Consider the following 22428-nt stretch of genomic DNA (forward strand, 5'->3'; position numbering starts at 1 on the left):
GTTTAACACTCCTTGTCTGTATCACAATCAAATAAGTCGGACGACAGATAGCGCTCTCCTGTGTCCGGGGCGATGCACAACACACGATGACCTGGACCTAAGCGACGCGCCACCTGCAATGCGGTGTGGACGGCGGCCCCTGACGAGGTGCCGACGAGCAGGCCTTCCTCGCGGGCGAGGCGTCGAGTGATATCCTGTGCATCATAGCATGTGATCTTGAAGATTTCCTCGTAGATGCCTTGGTTCAAGATCGCGGGCACAAACCCAGGACTGGTCCCTACGATCTTGTGCGAGCCTGCTGGTTCTCCTGAGAGGACGGCCGACGACTCCGGCTCCACGACAAAGACCCGCAGACCGGGAATCAGTTCTCGGAGCTTCTCCCCTGTCCCCGTGATCGTACCGCCAGTTCCAGCGGTGGCGACGAATGCATCGAGACGACCTTCCATCTGCTGGTGGATCTCAAGGGCGGTTGTACGCCGATGTACGTCAGGATTGTGCAGGTTCTCAAATTGCATCGGCACGAACGAGCCGGGAATTTCTGCGGCGAGTTTTTGCGCGACAGCAACTGCTCCGGTCATGCGTTGTGATCCGGGTGAGAGTTCTACTTGGGCACCGTAAGCGCGGAGGATCGCGATGCGTTCCTTGGTACACGTATCCGGCATCACGAGGATGACGCGATAGCCCTTGGCTGCACCGACCATCGCGAGTCCGATGCCCGTGTTGCCACTCGTCGGCTCGATGATCGTTGCACCCGGCTGCAACAGCCCCATCCGCTCTGCTTCCAAAATCATATTCGAAGCCGCCCGGTCCTTGACACTGCGGCTCGGGTTAAACATTTCCAGCTTGACGTACACATCCGCCATCTCCGGTGTGACCAGCTTGTTCAGCTTGACGACCGGCGTGTTGCCGATCAGCTCCGAGATGTTGTGAACCACTTTCACGACAACCATCTCCTAATAGGTAAGTTTCACCGTCAATCGTGGCATGTTTTCCCCTCTGTGTCAATGAAGTACCTTACAACGCAGAGCTTCCGATCACACGACGAGCTCCGACGAAGCGGGTTTTGTAGTAATCGGTGTCGAGCGTTGAGGTCGTGACACCTTTTTCAGGATTGAGGGCGTGAACGAACTTGCCCGCTCCGACATAGATGCCCAGATGTGAGGGACCGGGGGCATAGGTGGAGAAAAACACGAGGTCGCCCGGTTGCAGTTCTTGCCTGCTGACCGTTTGTCCGACGTTGAACTGGTCATAGGAATTGCGCGGCACCGCGATCCCGCCGTATTGCTTGAGTATGTATTGGGTGAAACCCGAACAGTCAAATCCACTGGGTTTGGTACCGCCCCACACGTAGGGGGTGCCCACATAATGAACGGCAGAATCGGCAACGCGCTTGCCGATTTTTTTATGTTCCGCCTGTGCTTGTTGCAACATCTGGACCGAGCGCGAGGCGAGCAGATGGCGGACAGAAAGTGAGAGTTCAGCCTGCAACTGCTCGTGGCGCACAGGCTCGACGCTGAGTGTTTTTGGTGCAACGATCTGCTGGTTTTCAGGGTCGGTGGCCCACAGGGAGATCGTGAGGATCAAGATCAGGATTGCAAAGGTCAAAACGGAACGCCTTCGGTACATGAGTCTGATAGTCCCCTTCCGTCTGGATAGAAAAAGGAAATCACTCTGGTACAGGAGCGCAAAGGGGTGCTCCAGACTGAGTGATCTCATCTTTTCCTACTTTACTGTATGGGGCTTGTCCACCGACTCAGAACAGCTAGGACTTAGAAACCGACTTCCACCGCCGCGTTCACGATGATCACTTCGTCGTTTTTGTCGCCCTTGTCAGGCAGGACGACACCGCTGGAGCAGATCAATCCGCCCGGTACGATCTCCACGCTGACTTGACCGTAGGGGAAGGACTTTTTGACGAGTTCCACGTCCACCTGTTCTGCCGGTACTGGAACGCCCAGTTTGACGCGCACTTTCATATTGTTGATGTCGTTGCCCGGCAAGATCGAGCGCAGGCCCGGCATCGAATTTTCCTGAATCGCGTCACGGCAGGCACGCACCGCGGCTACGGTCGCATCCTGTCCGTGCAAGTCGACGCCCATCCCTAGTTCGATAAAGATCACAGTCATTAAAATTTCCCTCCTCTAGTCGAATTATCCATGTACCAGCATACCGAATCTACCTCTTCAGCAACATACAGAACATATGTTCTTGTCAAAACTCCCTCTGCGCAGTACAATAGACCTACAGAGTCTGAAAGGAGTGAAGGTTTCAATGGCAACTCCCGCATATCATTCCCAATCTGCAGTTCGCAACGCGCGTCCGCTTGCCCAAGCGGCGCAGCTCGACTTGCTGTCAACAGCATGGAGCACTCCCCATTTCGAGCGTGAGGAGCCGGGAACCTTCGCCCTTTCCTTCTCTCCTCTGCTCGTCCGCAAGTTGATTCAATCCTATTCGCGACCGGGCGATACGGTGCTCGATTGCTTCCTCGGTTCTGGCACCACCTATGCCGAAGCGCTCTGGATGGGCCGTCGCGCGATTGGCGTCGACTGCAACCCTGCGCTGATCGCGGATCTTCGCGACCGTCTCGGCCACGCCCCTGACACTTTGCATTGCGAGGACGCCCGCCATCTCACCGATCTGCTCGGTTCCGAATCGGTAGATCTCGTCGTCACCCAACCTCCATACGGTCATACACACGCCTTTTCGAAAAACCTCCCCGCCGACCTCTCTCTGCTCTCCTCGCGCGACTTTCTCGCCGCGATTGAAGGGGTCGCCGCCGAACTCTACACGGTGCTCAAACCAGATGGATACTGCGTCATCCTCATCGGAGACATCAAGGATCGTGGGCGCACGATGCCACTCGGGTTCCAACTCGTGCATCGCTTCCTGTCCCGTGGATTCTCTGTCGTCAACCTATACGACGCTCGTACACCCGTATCACAACTGCCTGCCCCCCTGCACGCGGGCGAGTATCTGATGATTTTTCAGAAGAAACAAAAAGCGCCGAAGCGCCCTGCGAAGACCTACTAACTGGTCTTCGCTTGGCGAGGCTTCGACGCCACCTTATCGTCTTTTTTGTACTGGCTACAAATCTCTTGCAGGGGGCACAGTCCACACTTCGGACTGCGCGCCACGCAAACGCGCCGACCGTGCAGGATCAACGCGTGGTGCGTGAACGTCCAGTGTTCCTGCGGCAGTTTGCGCATCAGGTCTTTCTCCGTCTCCAGCACATGGGTCGCTTTCGTCAAGCCGAGGCGGTGTGACAAGCGATCAACGTGTGTATCTACTGCGATCGCCGGCACGCCAAACGCGGTGCTCAGCACCACATTGGCCGTCTTGCGCCCAACGCCAGGTAAACTGACGAGGTAGTCGTAGTCGTTTGGCACTTCTCCAGCCTTCTCCTCCGCCAATCTCCTGCTTGTCTCCACGATGTTCTTCGCTTTGTTCCTGAACAGACCGATCCGACGGATCGCGTCCTCCATCTCCTCTTGCGTTGCCCCCGCCATCCTTTCAGGAGTCGGGTATTTTTCAAACAGACTAGGTGTCACTTCATTCACCAATTTATCCGTGCATTGGGCGGACAGAACCACCGCGATCAAGAGTTCGAATGGATTGCGATGGATCAGTTCGCAGGTCGCATCTGGGTACAGGTGTTGCAAATGTTCGATCAAGACGGGAATCTCTGCTTTTTTCATGCTGTTCGTTTACTCCTACCTTCCAACTGTTTCTGTTCACGAGCGAGTACAACCAGCAACGCACCGAGCAACACCGCGCCTCCACCAAACCATTGGGCCACGGTAAGCGAGTCGTCGAACAACAGCGCAGATGCGGTGATCGTCACCAGCGGCTCGACCATGCTCAAGATCGAGGCTCTTGTTGATCCGATGATGCGCAACCCGTAGAAGAACGTACTCATCGCAATCATCGTCGGGAACAGGATGATCCCACCGATCGCAAGCCACGCCTTTGAGCCAAAATCAAACTGCAATTGATGCATGCCGAGCGAGATCACCGCGAACGAAATCGCAGCAAACAGCGTGATGAATGCGCTCGTCACCACAAGTGGGACGCTTTTGACGACGCGGTTGCTCAGCACGATGTAGAACGAGTAGACCAGCGCGGCAACAATGGCCAGCAGCACACCGAGCGGGCTCACGTTGTCAAACGATGTGCCTAACACCAGCACAAGACCCAGCAGCGCCAACCCGATCGAGAGCAGGATGCGCCGGGTCAGCCGTTCCTTGTCGATCAAGGCGGACAGCAGGGCGACGAACACCGGGTAGCTGTACAGGATCAGGGCAGCAAGCGATGGCGAGATGTATTGCACCGCAGTGAAAAACGTATACGACATCACCGTGTAGAACACACCCCCGAGGACGAATAACGAGAGAACCTGCCGGAGCGTGATCTGCAACTGCACACGCTTGCCCAAGATGTAGAGAAAGAAAAGCACCGCAGCCAGCGCAAAACGGATCGTCAACAGTCCGAGGACTGTCGCTCCGTCCTGGTACGCATAGACGGCGAAGATGGACATCACGCCATAACAAGCGGCGGAGAGGAGGACCAGTAGGACGCCTAGAGAGGATCGATTCAAGAGTGTTTCCACCTTCGGACTATAGAGTAGCTTCATTGTAGTACATCGAATCGAAAAAAGGCAGACCCCATCCGTTGGATGAAGTCTGCCATCGTCGAGAACTCCTCCAGTGAGAGACTTCCTTTTACTGAGGAAGTCTCTCGTCGAACAAATGAGATAGTCTCGCGTCAAATAACTTCTCGTTCATGTTCACAGTCATGTGCATGTTTACGCTTCTTACTCTGTTGCGATATCCTGATCGGTTTGCAGATGCCCCGGTTTGATCATGACGAAGTTCTGTGCCGGACTGATCAACAGGTCTTCGATAATGGCCGCTTCCTCCGTTTGACCGGAGCGCAGCAGTTCGGACTTGTAGATGGTCAACAGTTCTTCTACATCACGGATGCCCGCTCGGTCGAGCGGAACGAGCGACACTTTCGCCCCTTTGGCGATGCGGCGGCGCAAGGCTTGCTGGGTCAGACCAAGTTCCGGTTGCAAGCGGAGATAGACTGCACCACCTGTCATGCCAGAGCAGATCCACGGACCTGGATCGCCCATCACGAGCGCACGACCGTTGGTCATGTACTCGAACGCGAAGCCTTTGATCTGTGAACGCGCGCCCAACATCCCGTACTCATCGTGGAGCGGTTCGGTCATGCGCTGGCCGAAGATCATATCCGCCCCTGACAAGCGAATCCCTGCACGGGAGTCAGCAACGCCTTGGACGATGAACAGACCGCGTTGCGCGCCATACCCGAGGCCTTTACCGGCAGAACCGTTGAGACGCTCGCCGTTTTTGTTCAAACCTTTCAACACGATCACTTTCCCGCCATACGAGGTCTTGCCGAGACCATCCTGTGCCCCACCTTGTACGCGGAAGTGTACACCGGTCGTGTTGTACGCAGCAAAGCCGTTGCCAGCGATTGTGCCGTCGTCCAGACGGACCGACGCTTTCTGGAACTGTTCGCCCTTGAAGCGATGGCGGGTCAGATTGCCCGACAGGTGACTGCCCAGCACACGGTCGCTGGTGATCGCGCCTTCGACGTTGCGCGAAACGATCCCGCCGCCTGCTGCCATCTCCGTCACGGCTTCCATCGACATGCGCTCTGTCAACGAGTTTACACCAACGCTGGAGAGACGCACGGCCGGAACTTGCACGGTTGACTCGATCACGCACGGTTTCAACAACCCGCTCAGGTCGAGTCGGGTGTTCAACTTGACTTGCTCCAGCAGGTCTGCACGCCCGACAAGATCTTGGGTGCGAGTTGCACCGAGCTTCGCCGTCCACTGCTTCAATTCGTGTCCAATTCCGGAGAAGAACCGTTCCAGACGATCAATCGACTGGTCGAGTTCACGCGGGACGAACATTTTGAGCCCTTTTTCCTTCGCTTCCTCCACCGAATCCATCTGGGTCGCGATCCCAACGTGACACGTGTCCTTGTGACAGCCACGGCAAGCGGTACAGCCGACGGCAACCATCGCAAGTGTCCCGAAGCCGATCCGGTTGGCACCGAGCAGGATCATCTTCATCGCATCGAGACCATTTTTGATCCCGCCGTCCGCCCAGAGTTCCACGAGATGTCGGAGACCGGAGGCAACCAGTTCTTCATGCGCGATCTTCACACCAATTTCCGTCGGCAAGCCGACATGGCGCAACGCATGGGCACGAGCAGCCCCTGTGCCGCCATCATAGCCACTGACCGTGATCACATCTGCGCCTGCTTTGGCGACGCCGACAGCGATCGTGCCGATGCCCGGCACGACCGGGACTTTTACCGCAACGCGGGCGTTCGGGTTGGCAATCTTCAACTCGTCGATCATCTGCGCCAAGTCTTCAATGGAATAGATATCGTGGTTGTTCGATGGCGAGATCAGGTCGGTGCCTGGTTGGGCGTTCCGTGCCGCTGCTACTTTGGTTGAAACCTTCGTGCCCGGCAGATGACCGCCTTCGCCAGGTTTTGCCCCTTGGCCGATCTTGATCTCCAGCAAGTTCGCGGAGTTCAGCAACTCGATGTTGACCCCGAAGCGACCGGACGCGATCTGCATCCCCCGATGATTCGGGTACTTGCCGATCATGTCCTTGATCTCGCCACCTTCACCATTGAGTGAAATCATGTCGAGACGATAGGCGGCTTCTGCATAGGCTCGGAAGGCCGTCTCGTTTTGTGACCCGAACGACATGCTAGAAATCAGGAACGGTAGCGAGTGCTGACCAACGGAGACGTCAACTTTCTCCAGCGCTGGACGAAGGCTCTCCTCCACCACTTTCGGTGCGAGCAGATGACGCAGACTGATCGGGTTTTTCGCCTCCAGCTCTTGTACTTTCTCCGTATATTCCTCATACGGTTTGGAGCCTTGGGCAACGTCGCTGACCAGTTTCCACAGACGCGGGTACACATGATAGCCCCGCGCCACGCGGGCTTTTTCCGGCGATTGGATCAGCGCTTCACGATCAACCGCGTCCTTCTCCAAATCGGTGAACGACAGCCCACCTTGATCGGAACCATAGAAGTTCGGTGTGCCGAAGTGCGCCGCCAACTCTGGATGGAACCCAATCGAGGAGAACAGTCGGTCATAGCCACGCAACTCATGGATACCGAGTGTGGAGATCACCTTCTCCAGACCTTTTTGCAAAGCATCGTAGAGGTTTTTGATCATCGCAAGCGGTTCGGTGTGCGACGCGAGTTCCCACAGCAGATACGGGTTGACCGAATCTGCGCCAAGACCGATGGCGATCACGATGTCATGCAAGTTGCGCAGACCCGCCGAACGGAGCACGAGCGAGACGCGGCGGCGGAGGTTGTCGGCCTTTTTTGCCACCGGGTAGTTTTTCAGCGCGAGATGCACAGCAGAGGTGATCAGATGCGGGTCGAGGTAACCCGCCCCATGACGGAACGTGAAGCGGTCATCCAGCACCAGTACATGCGCCCCTCCAACTACCGCTTCAACTGCCTCTTGGGTCAGTCGTTGGAGCGCTTCCGGCACGTTCTCACCATGTTCACGGTTGATGTTCAACACGGCGACCGCATGTTGCACATCTTCAAACTCGCGCAACAAGTCTTCGAAGAGATAGGTGCCGAGCTTGTGTGCCAGCGGGCGGTACAGATCCCGAGAAAGCGGCGCGGTACGACGGTGCCCACCCAGCAGAAGCGGTGTCTGCAATTCAACACGGCGGTAGACGATGCCTTGGTGACCCAGCAACGACGGGCGCGGGCCAACTACGACACGGGTCGAGAAGTGTTCGATCTCACGCTCACGGTCGATCGCCGGGTTGGTGACGACGGCAACGCTCTCTTTGAAATAATCGGCCAAATTCTGACGTTCAGAACTCAGAATGGCCAGCGGGCCATCGTAGCCGAGTGAGCGGATCGGTTCCATCCCCGTGCTGGACTGATGGTCAACCAGATCGAGATGTTCCGCTTCCCAGCCAAACGCCGCCAACAAACGCTCGCGTTCCTCTGGTGACTCTTGCTTGGCAACTTCCACTGTCAATTCGCCGTTCATGAACTCTGCGCGCGGTGCACCAAACTTGATGGAGCGGCGGAAGTTGGCGAACGAGTAACGCTTGCTGGCACGTTGCAAGATCTCCACCTGCAGTTCGTGGTACGGCAATTCCAGCGCGCCTTGCTCGGTCAGTTTGATCCCGATCTTCTCACCCGGTGCGAGTGGACGCGGTTCCGCGATCATCTCACGCAGCGGCACCACGCCTTGTTCTGAGGAGAACCACGTCGACGTCTCTGTCTGCATGCGCCACAATGGGCGCAAACCAAGTGCATCGACGCCGAACAGACACTCCCGACCATAGCGAGATACGATGCCTGCCGGACCCTGGGCGAACGGACCCCATGCGGAACGGTAGAACATGTAGAGGTCTTGTAGATCGCTATTGAAATTCTTGATCTCGTTGACGATCGGCGGGAAGATCATCTCCATCGCCTCAAACAGCGAGAAGCCATACTCTGCGATCAGCCCTTCAATCGTGCGGTTCATATCCTGTGAGTCAGAGCCGCCCTCCACGAGTTGAATGCCGAGCATCTCGGCTTCCTCGCGCAGTCGCTTGATCGTATTGATCTCCCCGTTATGACCGAGCAACGAGAACGGTTGCACGCGCTCAAACACGGTGGAGGTATTGGTCGAATAGCGGTTATGGCCCACCGTCGCTGCCGAACGCAGCTCCGGATTTTGCAGGTCTGGGTAATAGTTCAGCAAGCACTCCGCCGAACCGCGCACTTTGTAGACCACGCTGTAGGGACTCAGCGAACAGACGTGAATCGGCGTGCTTGCTTCAATTGCACAGGTCAGACGGAACAGCAACGCCTCATACGCCGCTCCAACTGGTGCTGGTGATTCCGCTTGCTCGTCGGCGCGAAACGCCAGCTGCCAGAACAAAGGCTCCTCTTGGCGCCCCTTCGGCCCAAGCGCTTGCGTGTTCACCGCATCGGTTTGCTCCAACAGGATGGCGAGACCATTGTCCGCAAACTTGCGGCGGACGTCCTCCATCCAGCCTTGCATGATATGTTCATCGGTCTTAGGAACAAATAGATGCGCCACGCCGAATTGCTCGTGGTCAGCCCATACTCCTGGAAGACCGTTTTTCATCAGTTTTTTTGTCCACAGTTTACGAGGCACATCAATCAGAATCCCCGTACCGTCCCCTTCACCATCAATGAATCCAGCTCGATGATTCATTTGAATGAGTGCTTCTAGGATGCGCTGTACGTTTTCATGGGTCGGCTGGCCGCTCGTTTCGACTGCAGCAACAATCCCACAAGCATCGTGTTCCTCCACGAGTTTTTTGCCTAGGTTGTTGTTGGCCATTGGTCACTCCACCTCCATCATTCGTTTCGATATATCAGATTATAAACAATTTCGGATATAAATACAAAGGTCTGTCCGCCTCTGACACAATATTTTCGAAGCCATACTCATAGTTATTTTCGATGAAAGCCCTTTCACGCCTAGATTGTGCAATAAATAATATGAGATTGGACTTCGCAAGAAAAGTCCATACGAAAATGTATAGGATTCCAATACACCATATATGAATCATTCATTCACCTTGCCACAAAAAAAGGCCGCGCTCTCGGCACGGCCTCTCCCTCCTGCTTTCGTTACTTGCGAAAAAACTGTGGCAGACAACAAACATCCTCCAACCCCATGACAGCATCTATGTAGTATTCCAGATGATGTGCCGGGATTCGACCCGTTGCCAGCGTGCGAAACTCCGCGACCACAGCGTCTGCATTGACTTCAAGCGCCAGCAGGAACAGTTTCATCCCCGGCTTGTCCGAAGTTCGCTCGAGCGCGCTCAACCACTCCTCTGGCAGTTCCATACGAATGGCTACCGTCGCACTCCATTCCTCACAGGCCATCGCAGCTGACACAACCAACTCCTGTGCGAGAGCCCCACGCGCCAAGCCTGATTGCGGAACCTGTTCACCGCTGGAGTACCGAGCAAGCACCAACCCTAGCAGCACCTGCCACCCATCCTCGTCCAACTCATACGCATGTGCCGCGCCAAGCAGTGCCCCAAGGAGTTCTGCCTGTGGATGCTGGCCTAGACGATAGGTCGCCTCCAAGCCTGCGATCAAGCTGGCGATCAGTTCTTGGCCGCCTTTGTTCTGCGCCTCGATCGCTGCCAGCACAACCGGGTACACAAGTGGAGCCTCCGCATTCAACACAGCATTGCAAAAAGCCGCCTGAGGGGCGGGCATCGATCGAACGGACGCAAACACCGTCGCTTGCTCGACGCCGCCGTAGGATTCTAGCTGTTCAGCGAGGCGCACCGCTTCCTCCTCCCCGCTTTTGGCAAAGCAAGTGCCGAGATAGCGCAGGAACAGCAGTTTCGTCTTGATCGTCTCTTCGTAGTCCCAATCCTGCCACTGGCAGGCTCTCGCTCGTTCAACCCATTGTTGCACCGTACACACTCCTTTACTTTTGCAGCGCACCGAGGATCACTGCGGTCATCCCAGCCGCGATCAACGGGCCCACCGGCACGCCTTTGAACAGGGCCACACCGATGATCGTTCCGATCATCAGCCCTGTGACGATCAAGGGATTGGCTGACATCAGCGGAATGCCACGCCCACCGAGGTAGGAGACGAAGATCCCGATACCAATCGCGAGGACCGACTTCCAGTTCAGGAAGGTTTTGATCAGATCCTCATACCCGATCTTCCCACTCGCCAACGGAGCCAGCACCCCGATGGTGAGGATGATCACACCCACTTGCAAGCCATAGCTTTCCAGATAGGGCACCACACGGTCGAGGTGCAGGAGCCGGATTAACAACAACACAGCCACAGCAATCGAAACCGAATTGTTGTTGCCCACGATTCCAACAGCCAGCAACCCCAATAACAACAGGTTGGTGATTTCCATACTCAACTTCCTTTCATCCTTACGTTAACTATAAGTCAAGACGCCGAAACAGAGCAAATCATGATAGAATGGTTCAGGCACCGAAATATCTAGGAGGTTGTCTTTTGTGCGCACGTATCCGAAAATTCTCTGGCTGCTAGCAGCTGGGTGCTTTTTGAACATTGGAGGCCTGTCCTTTTTGTGGCCGCTCAACTCGATCTACATCCACGAACACATGGGTCGCCCGCTCACCGTCGCGGGTCTGGTTCTGCTCTTGCACTCCGCCGGAGCGTCGATTGGACAACTGACTGGCGGCATGCTGTACGACCGCTTCGGCGCACGCCCTGTGCTGCTGACAGGGTTGATCTGCTCTGCTTCCTTGATCGCCATCCCTGGTTTCGTGGAAAACTGGCCGCTCTATGTGACGGTCATGTTCCTGTTCGGCTTCACCGCATCGCTCGTCTCACCTGCGATGTTTGCGTTGGCTGCCAAGGTGTGGCCTGAGGGCGGACGCCGGGCCTTTAACTTCCTCTATGTCGCCAACAACCTCGGCGTCGCCGCTGGGACTGCAATCGGTGGGATCGTCGCCGCGCATTCGTTTCACCTCGCCTTCCTCTCCGCGGCAGGCACGATGGTCGTATTCCTCTGCTTCGTGTTCGTCTTCATCCGTGACCCAAAGCCGATACGCGAGCGAGAAGTTCCACAAGCCTTAGCTGAACAAGCGGCTACGAGCGAACTCGACACTGTGAACGCTACAGATAGCTCCACACGTGAACCCGCCATTCCTTGGTTGCCGATCGCGTCGTTATTCACCGGTTGTGTCGTGCTCTGGATCATCTACGTCCAATGGCAGAGCTCCATCGCCGTCACCATGCAAGAAAACTACTCGCTGGCGGAGTACAGCCGCTTGTGGACATTGAATGGACTTGTGATCTTCCTCGGGCAGCCACTGATCGCCGCCATCGCGCGCTGGTGCAAGTCGCTCTCCTCGCAACTGTTCCTCGGCGTCGCCCTCTTTTTCCTCTGTTACGTGCTCTTGCTCACCAACCACGACCGCTATGCGGTGTTCGTTGCCGGGATGGTGCTGTTAACGCTTGGCGAGATGTTGCTCTGGCCGGTGATCCCGGCAGCCGTCGCCCAGCTCTCTCCGCCATCGCGCATCGGCTTCCTGCAAGGCTTTATCGGAAGCGGTGCCACTGTCGGACGGATGCTCGGCCCGCTGTGCGGCGGTCTGCTTTTTGATTACACCAGCTTCCAAGTGCTGCTGGCCACGATGACCGCCTTGCTCACCGTGCCCGTTCTATGCTTTCTCGTCTATACGCGCACCCGAACCCGCACCACCACATAGAAAAAGAACGGTCAGCCGCAGCTGCCCGTTCTTTTTTTCCCCAACTACTTTCCTGCAATCGCCAACGACTTGATCTTCAGCGAAGGCGAACCGCAAGCTCCGCGCCCAAAGCCGTTAAAGTACAGATCGTCACCTACCGCTTCCACGTTGTTCAGCAGTTCCAAGAAGTTGCCCGATACCGTGATCTGGTTAACCGGACGCACCACTTGGCCGTTCTCGATCAGATGACCGATACAGAACAACGAGAAGTCCCCGGACACAGCGTTCGTGCCCGCGTGTATCCCTTGCAGTTCGACGAGCAACAGCCCACGCTCCGTTCCGGCAATCAACGCTTCCAACGACTGGTCACCTTGCTCGATGTAGAGATTGTTCGGCTGTACGGAGACCGTTCCTCGATACGATGACTTGTGCGCGTTGCCTGTCGACTCAACGCCAAAGTGCTTCGCAGTCTTGAGGTTGTGCAGGAACGTGACAAGTTGACCGTCACGGATCACGTCATGACGTTTCGTCGCCATGCCTTCAGAGTCAAACGGCGTCGACCCTGGTGCATCGATGCGGTGCGGGTCGTCGACCAGCGTCACGTTCACACCTGTTACCTGCTCACCCACGCGGTTTTGCAAGAGCGTTAGTCCCTTGCGTGCCGACTCGCCGGAGAACACCGTTACAAACGCTTTCAGAAGCGAAGCGGCCGTATCATGACGCAGAATGACCGGGTAAAGTCCCGACTCGATCGTCTGCGCACCGAGTTTGCCCACCGCTTCTCCTGCTGTGCCCTTCGCCAACTCCTCTGCCTCGATCTCGCCCAGATCCTTCAGAGCGAACGCCGATTTTACAGACGACGTGACGTCACCGTCCTCCTTGGCCACTGCGGAGATGTACGCGATGGCGATGTTGCTTTTGGTGTGGCAGTTCAAGCCTTTCGTGTTCATGATCGTCAGTTCGGATTCGCTGTTGATGACCATGCAGTAGTTGACCAAGTCGATGCGCGGGTCGGTTGCCAACGCCACCGACTCCAACTGTTTGGCGGTCTCGATCAGCAGGTCGGGCGTCGCTCGACGCAACCCTTCTGCCTCATCGCGCATCGCCACATAGTGCTCCGAGCCAGCGAAGATCTCTTCGCTCTCTCCCTGCACCAAGATCTCCGCATTCTCACGCGCCTGCTTCAAGAGCAGATCGATCGCGTCCTCGTCAATTTTCTCCGTGAAGGAGTTGCCCATCCTGCCATCGTACACACCGCGGAAGGACAGACCTGCTTTTTCCGAGATGTTGTAGGCGTCGATCTCGCCCTTGAATACTTTTACCGTCGTGTCGCGATCCGCTTGGAAGTAGATCTCCATGTCGGAGAACCCGACCGCCGCACCACGCTTGAACAACAAGTCTTTGAATTGAATCATCTCCATGCTTGCCACCTCCTAGCGACCGCCAACGGTCAGTTCCGAGACGCGAATCATCGGTTGGCCGACATCGGCCGGGATGCTGCCGCTGACAGAACCACACATGCCTTGACCAAAGCCGAGATTGTTGCCGACCTTATCGATCTTTTGCAACACCTCGATGCCTTTACCGATCAAAGTCGCGCCACGCACCGGCTTTTCAATTTTGCCGTTGCGCACGATATAGCCTTCGCGAACCGCGAAGTTGAAGTCACCTGTCGCCGTGTTGACCGAACCGCCGCCCATGTATTTCGCATAGAGCGCGTACTCCGTGTTGGCGATGATCTCCTCAGGCGTCGAGTTCCCCGCTGCGATGAACGTGTTGTTCATGCGCGAGGTCGGTGCGTACTGGTAGCTTTGGCGACGCGCAGAACCCGTCGAAGCCATGCCCATTTTGCGCGCACCGAGCTTGTCGATCAGATAGCCTTTGAGCACGCCATTTTCAATCAACACATTGCGCTGAGTCGGAGACCCTTCATCGTCGATGTTCAGCGAGCCCCAACCATTTTGAATCGTCCCGTCGTCGATGGCCGTCACCAGCGGAGACGCGACCATTTCGCCCAATTTGCCAGCGAACACCGAAGCGTTTTTGGCGACCGACGTCGCTTCCAAACCGTGCCCGCAAGCTTCGTGGAAGATAACACCGCCGAACTCGTTGTCGATGATGACAGGCATCTTGCCACTCGGTGCAAACTCCGCGTCGATCATCGCCTTCGCCGTGCGCGCTGTCTCCCGTGCGTACCGCTCGATGTCCAGTTCATCGAAAAACTCCAAACCTTGGTGTGCCCCTGGCCCGTACTGTCCCGATTGTTTCTCCGTTCCGCGCGAGGCGAACGACTCGATCACCATCCGTCCGCGCACGCGGCGGTCCTCGACAAACAGTCCATCCGAGTTGGCGATCAACACGTTCTGCTCTTCGTCGAGAAACGTGATGCGCGTCTGCGAGATCACCGGATCATAGTTGCTCGCCGCGTGATGAGCACGGCGCATCCAGTCGATTTTGCGATGCTTGCTCACGTCATTGGGCAACAGTTTTATCTCATGGTGCGGCGTAATCAGCGATTTGCGCAGGTCGATCGAATGGTCGAACTGTTGACCGCGAATCGCTTGTGCGGCGTTGCGCGCCACCTTGACTAAATTTTCACGCGAAAAATCATTTGTATACGCATAGACGGCGAACACGCCGTTCAGGACGCGAATCCCTACGCCAAAATCTCTCCCGGACACCGCTGTATCCACGGTACCGCCGAGCATTTGAATCGTCGAGCTCGTTTTATCTTCTACGAAAACCTCTGCGAAGTCCCCGCCAGTCTCTAAGGCAGCCAGCAAAACATCCTCTACCACTGCTTGACTCAGCATCCCTTAACCCCCTTTACCAATATTGTATTCCTCTATCTTCTCGTTCCGAACAAAAAAGACCTTCTCCGCCGATCAGAAGGTCATCTCAGGCTACCAAAAAAAAACGTCCGCCTTCTTGTCAGAGGCGGACGGTTCCCTCCACCGTGGACGACTCATCCGCTTCGATGACTTCCACCGTGATTTCTTCAACTTGGCACGTAAACGTGTGCTCGAACGCTTGCGTCGCGTCGAGTGCTGCTTCGAACGCCTCTGCATTGTGGAGACGACCGACGGTCAGATGGGGGATATACGTCACTTTCCGGTACAGGAAGCGGCGTAGCGGACCGCTGTACAAGCGATCATGCAGGTCGATGATTCCATCGTTCCCTTGCTTGACGTTCAAAAACAGATACCACTCCGGTGTTCCGGTAATCCCTTGGAGCGTCAGGGGAAAAGGCTGACAGCCACGCAGGGCTTCCATGCAGTGCGCCTGTAGTTCCTCCGCCGTCATCGTGCTTTCAAAAGGGTACACCAAGGTCAGATGGAAGGGTATCAACCCGGCGAGCGGGTCAAATTTCTGGCGCAACAGGTCGATCTCCTCAGCGTTCGTAAAGCGCGGAAAGATATGGATCGCGCGTTTTTTCACTCCCTCATCTCCTCCTGAACACAACCTGACCGAACAGACCTAGTCTACACCAATTCCAGCACTCGCTATTCTTTCAAGATTGCGGAGAGAACGCGCATGCCTGTCGCGATCTGCTCGACTGGTTCATGGCTGAAGCAGAGGCGGATGAACGGTTGGTCCGCCTCCCGAGACAGGAACATGTCTCCGGTGGCGAGCAGGACGCCGTTGGCGATGGCTTCGCGCAGGATCTCCCCCGGTTTCTTGTGCTCCGGGAGCGCGACCCAGTAATAGAACCCACCGCGCGGAGGCGTGTACGAGATGCCGGTCGGGCGCAGTTGTCGCAGGTACTCTCCCATCATCTCCGCTTGGCAACGGTACTGCTGACGAGCTTTTTCCAAGTGCGCGTTCCAATCCCCCTCTTTGATGAAGGAGAGCAGCATCTGTTGGGCCAGCGTGTTCGTGGTGACCATCAATTCCTTGCGTCTGGCGATCTGCTGCAGGAACGGCCGGCTCGCAGTCACCCAACCTAACCGAAGGCCCGGTGACAGCGTTTTGGAAAACGTGTTGATGTAGATCACATTGCCGTGCTGGTCCAGCGATTTCAGGGAAGGAGGTGCGGCTTCCTCGAAATGCAGGTGGCGGTAGGCATCATCCTCAACGATCGGGATGTTGTAGCGTTCGCTGAGCTCGAGCAGTTTCAACCGGCGCTCCATCGAAAGCGTGTATCCGGTCGGATTGTGGAACGTCGGGATCGTGTAGATGAAACGTGGGCGGAAGCGAGCCAAGACCCCTTCGAGCACATCGACGCGCATCCCCTCCCCATCCATCGGGATCGGGATGATCCGCAGACCCATCGCCTGAAACAGATGCAACGCGCCAAAAAACGCAGGCATCTCGACCGCGACAGCATCACCAGCCTCCGCGAGAATGTTGGTGGTCAAGCAGAGTGCTTCTTGAGAGCCGCTGGTGACCACCACTTGCTCCGGCGAGGTGATCTGCACCAGATTCATCATGTCCACGATCCACTCGCGCAGTTCCGGGTGTCCGTTGATCGGTGTCAAGTAATGTGCATCGGCATGCTTGAGGATGCGTTGGACGTTGACGTGCTCTCCGAAGTCAGAAGTCAGCAACGTATGGCGTCCCCCCTCGCCAAATGCAAAGTTGATTTTCGAATCGGAGCCGCTCAACCGCAGCAATTCCGTAAAATTAGAGACAGGTGGCGTTTCTTGTAGCAAGCGGTCTTTCCAATCAAATGGAGAGATCATCTCCACAGGCGGCAACGGTTGCACATAGCGACCACTGCCGACCTTGCTATAAATGAGACCTTCGTCCTCTAATTCGGTAAGCGCGCGCACCATCGTGTTGCGCGAAACCTCCCAGTCGGCCGCCAGCGTGCGTTCGGATGGCAATGCGGAACCGATCGACCATTCCCCGCTGAGGATGAGGTATCGAAGTCGTTGGTATACGGTGTGGTAGAGTGTCTTGCGTGTCATACAGTCTCCTCGCTCCTCACGATCCATCAAGTTGCGTACATACCATCATAGTCATGCCCCTCTATAAGTTAAAAGAGCCAATTCACAACGAAATGCCAACCAATTGTTTCTGCGGAAGTGGATGAGAGTTTCCGTATAATTGGCTCTTTTCGAACACACTCGTATCACGTAGGCTTGGTGCAAGACAACACACAATGGAGGTTCAAACACACATGAAGACAATCGGGTTGCTTGGCGGAATGAGCTGGGAGTCAACTGCGGTCTACTATCGTCAACTAAATGAGCTCGTCCGTGAACACGGAGGCGGCCTGCATTCAGCGAAGATTTTGATGCACAGCTTCGACTTTGCAGAGATTGTTGCGCTCCAACAAGCAGGGGATTGGAAAAAAGCCTCCGACCTGCTGGCAGAGGCGGGCCAAAACTTGGAGCGAGCAGGTGCCAATCTGTTGTTGATTTGCACCAACACCATGCACCAAGTGGCAGCCGATGTCCAAGCGGCGGTGTCGATCCCGCTCGTGCATATCGTCGACGTCACCGCCGATGCGATCCGCGCCAAAGGGATGCGCAAAGTCGGATTGCTAGGAACCAAGTATACGATGGCGATGGATTTCTACCGGGAGCGCATGTTGTTGCATGGGATTGAAGTGATCGTTCCCTGTGACGAGCAACAGGCAGTGGTCAACGGTGTCATTTTTGACGAACTGTGTCAAGGCGTCGTACAAGAGTGTTCACGCCATCAATACCAAGGCGTCGTACAAGCGCTCATCGAGCGTGGTGCGGAAGGCATCGTGCTCGGATGTACAGAGATCATGTTGTTGCTGTCCCAAGAACATTCGCCGGTGCCTTTGTTCGACTCGACGATGTTGCATGTGCAGCGGGCGGTGGCGTTGGCGATACAGGCTGACAAGCAAGTGGGAGCTACATTGACCTGTTGAAAACCAGCAAAGCGACCGCGGCTTGGCGCGACATCCACATCACAAAAAAACCTGCCATCCGAACCCGGCAGGTTTTTTTCATGTCCTCCCCATCCTCAACTCTTCCTTCGCTTCCTCTCCGTACCTAGTAGTGCTCCTAACTGCTCCTTCAACACATCCGCTGGAATCGCGAACCCAATCCCTTGCGAACTCGCACTGACCGCCGTGTTCATCCCGATGACCTGCCCGCGCATGTTGATCAGCGGGCCGCCGGAGTTCCCGCGATTGATCGCAGCGTCCGTCTGAATCAACTGCGGGTACTGGCGCTCCCCGATGATCACCGGACGCTCTGTCGCGGAAACGATCCCGACTGTCACCGAGTGATCCAACCCCAGCGGGCAGCCGATCGCCACCACCCATTCGCCGACGCGCACATTGTTGGAAGTTGCAAATGGCAACACACGACAGTTTTTCGGCGGTTTGACCTTCAATACCGCCAAGTCCATCTCATAATTGCTCCCGACCACAGTGGCCGGAACTCCATCCTCCGAATCGTAGAACCGTACCAAGATCTGCTCAGCCTCGTGGATGACATGCTCGTTGGTGAAGATGTAGCCCCGTGCATCAAAGATAAAACCTGTGCCGATGTTCATCGTGTTCTTGCTGCTCTCGCGTTCAGGTTCCCGATACGGGCCCCACGGATCGCGACGGCGCGGGGTTTCCTTTTCGCGCTTGACCACTTCAATGTTCACAACGGCATCCCGGTAACGCTCAAAAATATCCGCGATGTTGCCAGCGGCGAGATCGGGTGTACGACGCATTTTGACCGTCGTAAATTTGACGTTTTTGGTTACGCGAGCTTGCGGTTTGGCTTTTTTCTTCACGGCCCCTCACCTCGTACCACCATCGTATGTGTCCACTCCCCCATCCGGTAGCCTATTGTCGATTTCCACAGGCAAAAAGGGCGATCGTCCTGCATAGACATGTCATGACAAGCATTGTCACTTTTCGGAGGTGAACCCCTTGGACCCATTCGTCAGCATCCCGGCAGCCCTCGGCCTCGGTGCTTTGCATTTCCTAGAGCCCGGACATGGCAAAGGCGTGATGACCGCCTACCTCGTCTCCTCACGCGCCCGTCCACGCGATGCGGTGTTGCTCGGTTTCACGAACGCAGTCGCCCATACGGTCTCGATCCTGTTTCTCGCGATCGTCGCGACGACTGCCTTGCAATACCTCCTGCCCCAGCAGATTGAAGCTTGGTTAAGCCTGATCTCCGGTGCCGTGATCACGTTGATCGGTGGGCGCATGGTGCTCCAGATGCTCTTCCCCCCCATCGTGTCGCTCGGTCGGATCAACGAACGGGAAAAAACCTACGTCTGCTCACATGGACATGTTCACGTCATAGACGAGGCTGGGCATGACCACCATCATGGCCACGCCCACGCGCACTCGCACACGTTTGAAGACGAGTTGCACGTTCTCGACGGCTCAGGTGTGACCGCCGCCACCGCCCGCGCGAATCGCTCTACGAAGAGCCTGTTCACGATCGGCGTCCTGACGGGACTCATCCCTTGCCCAACGTCGCTGGTGATGCTCTTGACAGCGGTAGGAGCCGGACAGGTATCGCTTGGCGTCGGGATGGTGCTGGCGTTCTCATTTGGCGGGGCGTTATCACTCTCGCTGCTCGGCTTGCTGTTGCTCAAAGCCGAAAGCAAAGCCCGCCTGTTCGAACGTCGTGGGCTCAGCAACTTGATGGCACAGGTATCGTCGATTGTGGTTTTGATGCTCGGCATTCTCGTCACCTACGAGTCTCTGTTCAAGCTCGGCTTGTTTCAGGATTGAGAAAAAAAGCCTCGAACACGCGTGCGTGTTCGAGGCTTTTTTGATAAATCGCTACTCCTGCAGGTAGGCCAACTCGACGAGGGTGCGCACGCCGAAGCCGGTGGCACCGCGCGGGTTGAGGTCCTGTGAGCCGTCGATGTCACGAGCGACACCGGCGATGTCGAGGTGGACCCACGGGGTGTTCTCGACAAACTCGCGAAGGATCATCGCCGCGACGATGGAACCCGCATCGCGGCTGCCCGCGTTTTTCATGTCCGCGACGTTCGATTGGTAGGCACTGCTGTAGTCTTCGATGATGGGCAACTCCCACGCCCGCTCGCCGGAGCGGTGGAACGCTTCCTTCACGATGGCAGAGAAGTCGGTGTCGTTGGAGAACAACCCTGCCACTTGGCGACCGAGAGCGACGGAGATCGCGCCAGTCAGCGTCGCGATGTCGACGAGTTTGGTTGCACCATGACGCAGAGCGTAAGTGATCGCATCGGCCAATACCACGCGACCTTCCGCGTCTGTGTTGACGATCTCCATCGACTTGCCATTCATGGTGACGATGACGTCGCCCGGTTTGATCGCGTTGCCGGAGACCATATTCTCAGCAGCCGGGATGACCGCCATGATGTTGACTTTCGGTTTCAGTTGGCCGATCGCCGCCATCGCGCCGAGCACTGCACCTGCTCCGCCCATGTCGGTCTTCATGTTCTCCATGCCCGTCGCCGGTTTCAGCGTGTAGCCGCCGGTGTCGAAGGTGATGCCTTTGCCGACGAGCGCGAGCGTTTCTTCGGAATCCGGATTGCCGTGGTAGTTGATGACGATCAAACGGGACTCTTCCACCGAGCCTTGACCGATGGCGAGGAGTGCATTCATGCCAAGGCCTTGCAACGCCTGCTCATCGAGCACTTGAATGCCGAGACCATGACGGGTCGCGATGTCGGTCGCTTCCTGTGCCAGTTGGACAGGTGTGAGCAAGTTGGCCGGACAATTGATCAAATCGCGTGCGAAGTTGGTCGCATCGGCGAGGATGCGACCGCGTTCGAGACCATCGTGGATCGCTTGGTAGTTGTTGGCGTCCTGTTCGCAGATGATGAACTCGGCCAGGGTCGACTCGGTTTGTTTTTGCTTGAGCGACTTGACTTGGTAGAGGCCCATCAGCGTACCTTCAACCAGCGCTTGAGCGGCGAGCGCGGTGTCGAGGTGGCTCGTGCCTGCACCGTGAACGACGCTCGTCACAGTGTTGGCCTTGTGGTCGCGCGCGGATTTGGCCGCGACAGCTGCGACTTGGCGGGCACGGGTGGCGGTAAATTCCTCTGCTTCACCGAGTCCGACGAGGAAGATGCGCTTGGCTTGGATTTTGCCGAACGGGTAGAGGACTTTTAGTTCCTTGTGACGTCCTTTGAAGTCGCCAGTTTCTAGCAGGGCGGCGATCTGACCGCCAAGGGCTTCGTTGACAGCGCCCGTGTCACCAGACAGGGTGGTCATACCTTCGAACAAGTTCACGATCAGCACATCAGTCGCGACGTCGACAATCGGTTTGAGTTGGATGGTCAGGTTCAAGTTCATGCGTTGGTGGACCTCCTCATGTGTTTAGGGGAACTTTACCATGTTATATCGAGCCATCTTACGAAAAGACCGACCCCCGGAAGGGTCGGTGAGATCATGACATACTGAATTAGTCCAATTTCGGCGTTTCATCCGCTTTCGTCGCTGGTTCAGCAGCTTCAGCCTTCGGAGCAGCTTCAGCCTTCGGTGCCGCTTCAGCCTTCGGAGCAGCTTCAGCTTTCGGTGCTGCCGGTTTCGCGGCTGCCGGTTCCTTCGGCGGTGCAGGCGGCGCTGGCGGGATGTCTACCAACTGCTTGTCGGTGAGGAATTGCATGCCATTGTCCAGCTTGAAATACAGGTCTTTCGCATCCTTCGCATTGACGATCGCCCCGTTGCGCAACACGAACGGTACATCATTGCAAAGCGAGCACAGATCTTTGGACGGGCAGTCTTTGATATCAAACTTCTCATCCGGATATTTCGACACCATCGCGTCGTATACTTTTTGCGTATGTAACTCCAGGTTTTTCTTGCAGAATACCCACTTTATGGACGAAGGCACGCACGGACAACTCCTTTATAATAGTCAATCGCTACATCGAATTTACGCACACCACCTATTCTACATCTTCTAGTACAAAAATTCCAGATCGTCAAATATACTCGCTCTGCGCAATCAGATAGGTCTGCTCTCCACAGGTCGAACAATACAGCAGATGCGTACACAACCCGCCATGCTCCTGCTTCATCTGCGGCGTCAATTCATACGGCGAGTAAGGCCCCACATAGTCCGTGATCATCCCGCCGTCCTCCAATCGCACCCCACACGCCCGGCACATGGCCCGCACATCCTTCAATCCGTTGCACAGCGGACACACCAACTCCATGCGCACTCCTCCTCGACATGACATTCTACCCACTAGAATGCCCTGCCAGAGTAGGAAAAAACGCCTGCCGATAAAAACGGCA

20 protein-coding genes are annotated in these 22428 nt (G+C 56.2%); 4 read left to right on the forward strand and 16 right to left on the reverse strand.

All coding sequences use genetic code 11. From position 1 onward, the window contains the following. Positions 1-2: 2 nt before the first annotated feature. The 3 genes from cysK to C7459_RS07075 form a co-directional block, all read right to left on the reverse strand. Positions 3-950 carry a cysteine synthase A gene (cysK, locus tag C7459_RS07065; RefSeq protein ID WP_281272752.1) on the reverse strand — a complete coding sequence of 316 codons (948 nt, stop codon included), beginning with the start codon at positions 948-950 and terminating at the stop codon, positions 3-5. 64 nt (positions 951-1014) lie between these two features. Beyond that, entirely contained in the window at positions 1015-1626 is a 612-nt protein-coding gene (locus tag C7459_RS07070) for a C40 family peptidase (RefSeq protein WP_211320356.1), read from the reverse strand. 143 nt (positions 1627-1769) lie between these two features. Next, entirely contained in the window at positions 1770-2126 is a 357-nt protein-coding gene (locus C7459_RS07075; RefSeq protein WP_109687804.1) for a Lin0512 family protein, read from the reverse strand. 145 nt (positions 2127-2271) lie between these two features. Here C7459_RS07075 and C7459_RS07080 point away from each other — a divergent pair, with 145 nt between their 5' ends. After that, positions 2272-3030, forward strand: a complete 759-nt coding sequence (locus tag C7459_RS07080) for a TRM11 family SAM-dependent methyltransferase (RefSeq protein WP_170119324.1) — start codon at positions 2272-2274, stop codon at positions 3028-3030. Here C7459_RS07080 and nth read toward each other — a convergent pair. The 5 genes from nth to C7459_RS07110 form a co-directional block, all read right to left on the reverse strand. Next, a complete protein-coding gene (nth, locus tag C7459_RS07085) occupies positions 3027-3695 on the reverse strand; it encodes an endonuclease III (RefSeq protein ID WP_109687808.1) in 669 nt (222 codons plus the stop codon). The two genes, C7459_RS07080 and nth, sit on opposite strands and share 4 nt — an antisense overlap. Continuing rightward, positions 3692-4594: a DMT family transporter gene (locus C7459_RS07090; protein WP_109687810.1), complete on the reverse strand. Its 903-nt coding sequence runs from the start codon at positions 4592-4594 to the stop codon at positions 3692-3694. Before C7459_RS07090 ends, nth begins: the two co-directional genes overlap by 4 nt. Before the next feature lie 216 nt (positions 4595-4810). After that, complete coding sequence (locus tag C7459_RS07095) at positions 4811-9391, reverse strand: glutamate synthase-related protein (protein WP_109687812.1); 4581 nt, start codon at positions 9389-9391, stop codon at positions 4811-4813. A 293-nt stretch (positions 9392-9684) separates the two neighbouring features. Next, complete coding sequence (locus C7459_RS07105) at positions 9685-10491, reverse strand: MmgE/PrpD family protein (RefSeq protein ID WP_170119325.1); 807 nt, start codon at positions 10489-10491, stop codon at positions 9685-9687. A 13-nt stretch (positions 10492-10504) separates the two neighbouring features. Next, on the reverse strand, positions 10505-10954 hold the full coding sequence (locus C7459_RS07110; protein ID WP_109687818.1) for a DUF441 domain-containing protein: 450 nt from the start codon (positions 10952-10954) through the stop codon (positions 10505-10507). Between the two features lie 106 nt (positions 10955-11060). On the opposite strand from C7459_RS07110, the gene C7459_RS07115 reads away from it, so the two are divergent. Beyond that, positions 11061-12281: an MFS transporter gene (locus C7459_RS07115; protein ID WP_170119326.1), complete on the forward strand. Its 1221-nt coding sequence runs from the start codon at positions 11061-11063 to the stop codon at positions 12279-12281. A gap of 44 nt (positions 12282-12325) precedes the next feature. Here the strand turns inward: C7459_RS07115 and C7459_RS07120 are convergent, their stop codons facing one another. The 4 genes from C7459_RS07120 to C7459_RS07135 form a co-directional block, all read right to left on the reverse strand. Then, positions 12326-13681: a TldD/PmbA family protein gene (locus tag C7459_RS07120; RefSeq protein ID WP_109687822.1), complete on the reverse strand. Its 1356-nt coding sequence runs from the start codon at positions 13679-13681 to the stop codon at positions 12326-12328. Between the two features lie 12 nt (positions 13682-13693). After that, positions 13694-15073 (reverse strand): TldD/PmbA family protein, encoded by a 1380-nt coding sequence (locus C7459_RS07125; protein WP_109687824.1) that lies wholly within the window; start codon positions 15071-15073, stop codon positions 13694-13696. A 118-nt stretch (positions 15074-15191) separates the two neighbouring features. Further along, positions 15192-15698 carry a 2'-5' RNA ligase family protein gene (locus C7459_RS07130; protein WP_170119327.1) on the reverse strand — a complete coding sequence of 169 codons (507 nt, stop codon included), beginning with the start codon at positions 15696-15698 and terminating at the stop codon, positions 15192-15194. A 65-nt stretch (positions 15699-15763) separates the two neighbouring features. Further along, complete coding sequence (locus tag C7459_RS07135; RefSeq protein ID WP_109687828.1) at positions 15764-17170, reverse strand: aminotransferase-like domain-containing protein; 1407 nt, start codon at positions 17168-17170, stop codon at positions 15764-15766. Between the two features lie 212 nt (positions 17171-17382). Here C7459_RS07135 and C7459_RS07140 point away from each other — a divergent pair, with 212 nt between their 5' ends. Further along, complete coding sequence (locus C7459_RS07140; RefSeq protein WP_109687830.1) at positions 17383-18105, forward strand: aspartate/glutamate racemase family protein; 723 nt, start codon at positions 17383-17385, stop codon at positions 18103-18105. A 95-nt stretch (positions 18106-18200) separates the two neighbouring features. On the opposite strand, the gene C7459_RS07145 is transcribed toward C7459_RS07140, so the two are convergent. Then, entirely contained in the window at positions 18201-18968 is a 768-nt protein-coding gene (locus C7459_RS07145) for a S1C family serine protease (RefSeq protein WP_245884436.1), read from the reverse strand. Between the two features lie 139 nt (positions 18969-19107). Here C7459_RS07145 and C7459_RS07150 point away from each other — a divergent pair, with 139 nt between their 5' ends. Further along, a complete protein-coding gene (locus C7459_RS07150; RefSeq protein ID WP_109687832.1) occupies positions 19108-19926 on the forward strand; it encodes a HoxN/HupN/NixA family nickel/cobalt transporter in 819 nt (272 codons plus the stop codon). A 51-nt stretch (positions 19927-19977) separates the two neighbouring features. Here the strand turns inward: C7459_RS07150 and C7459_RS07155 are convergent, their stop codons facing one another. The 3 genes from C7459_RS07155 to C7459_RS07165 all read right to left on the reverse strand — a co-directional run bounded on the left by C7459_RS07155 (position 19978) and on the right by C7459_RS07165 (position 22346). Beyond that, the gene (locus C7459_RS07155) at positions 19978-21480 is read right to left on the reverse strand and encodes a leucyl aminopeptidase (RefSeq protein ID WP_109687834.1); all 1503 of its coding nucleotides are present in this window, start codon (positions 21478-21480) and stop codon (positions 19978-19980) included. A 109-nt stretch (positions 21481-21589) separates the two neighbouring features. Beyond that, positions 21590-22021, reverse strand: coding sequence for a YuzB family protein (locus C7459_RS23620; RefSeq protein ID WP_211320357.1), 432 nt, complete (start codon positions 22019-22021; stop codon positions 21590-21592). Between the two features lie 91 nt (positions 22022-22112). Continuing rightward, complete coding sequence (locus C7459_RS07165; RefSeq protein ID WP_109687836.1) at positions 22113-22346, reverse strand: hypothetical protein; 234 nt, start codon at positions 22344-22346, stop codon at positions 22113-22115. Positions 22347-22428 lie beyond the last annotated feature (82 nt).

Source organism: Tumebacillus permanentifrigoris (assembly GCF_003148565.1).
GTDB classification, from domain to species: domain Bacteria; phylum Bacillota; class Bacilli; order Tumebacillales; family Tumebacillaceae; genus Tumebacillus; species Tumebacillus permanentifrigoris.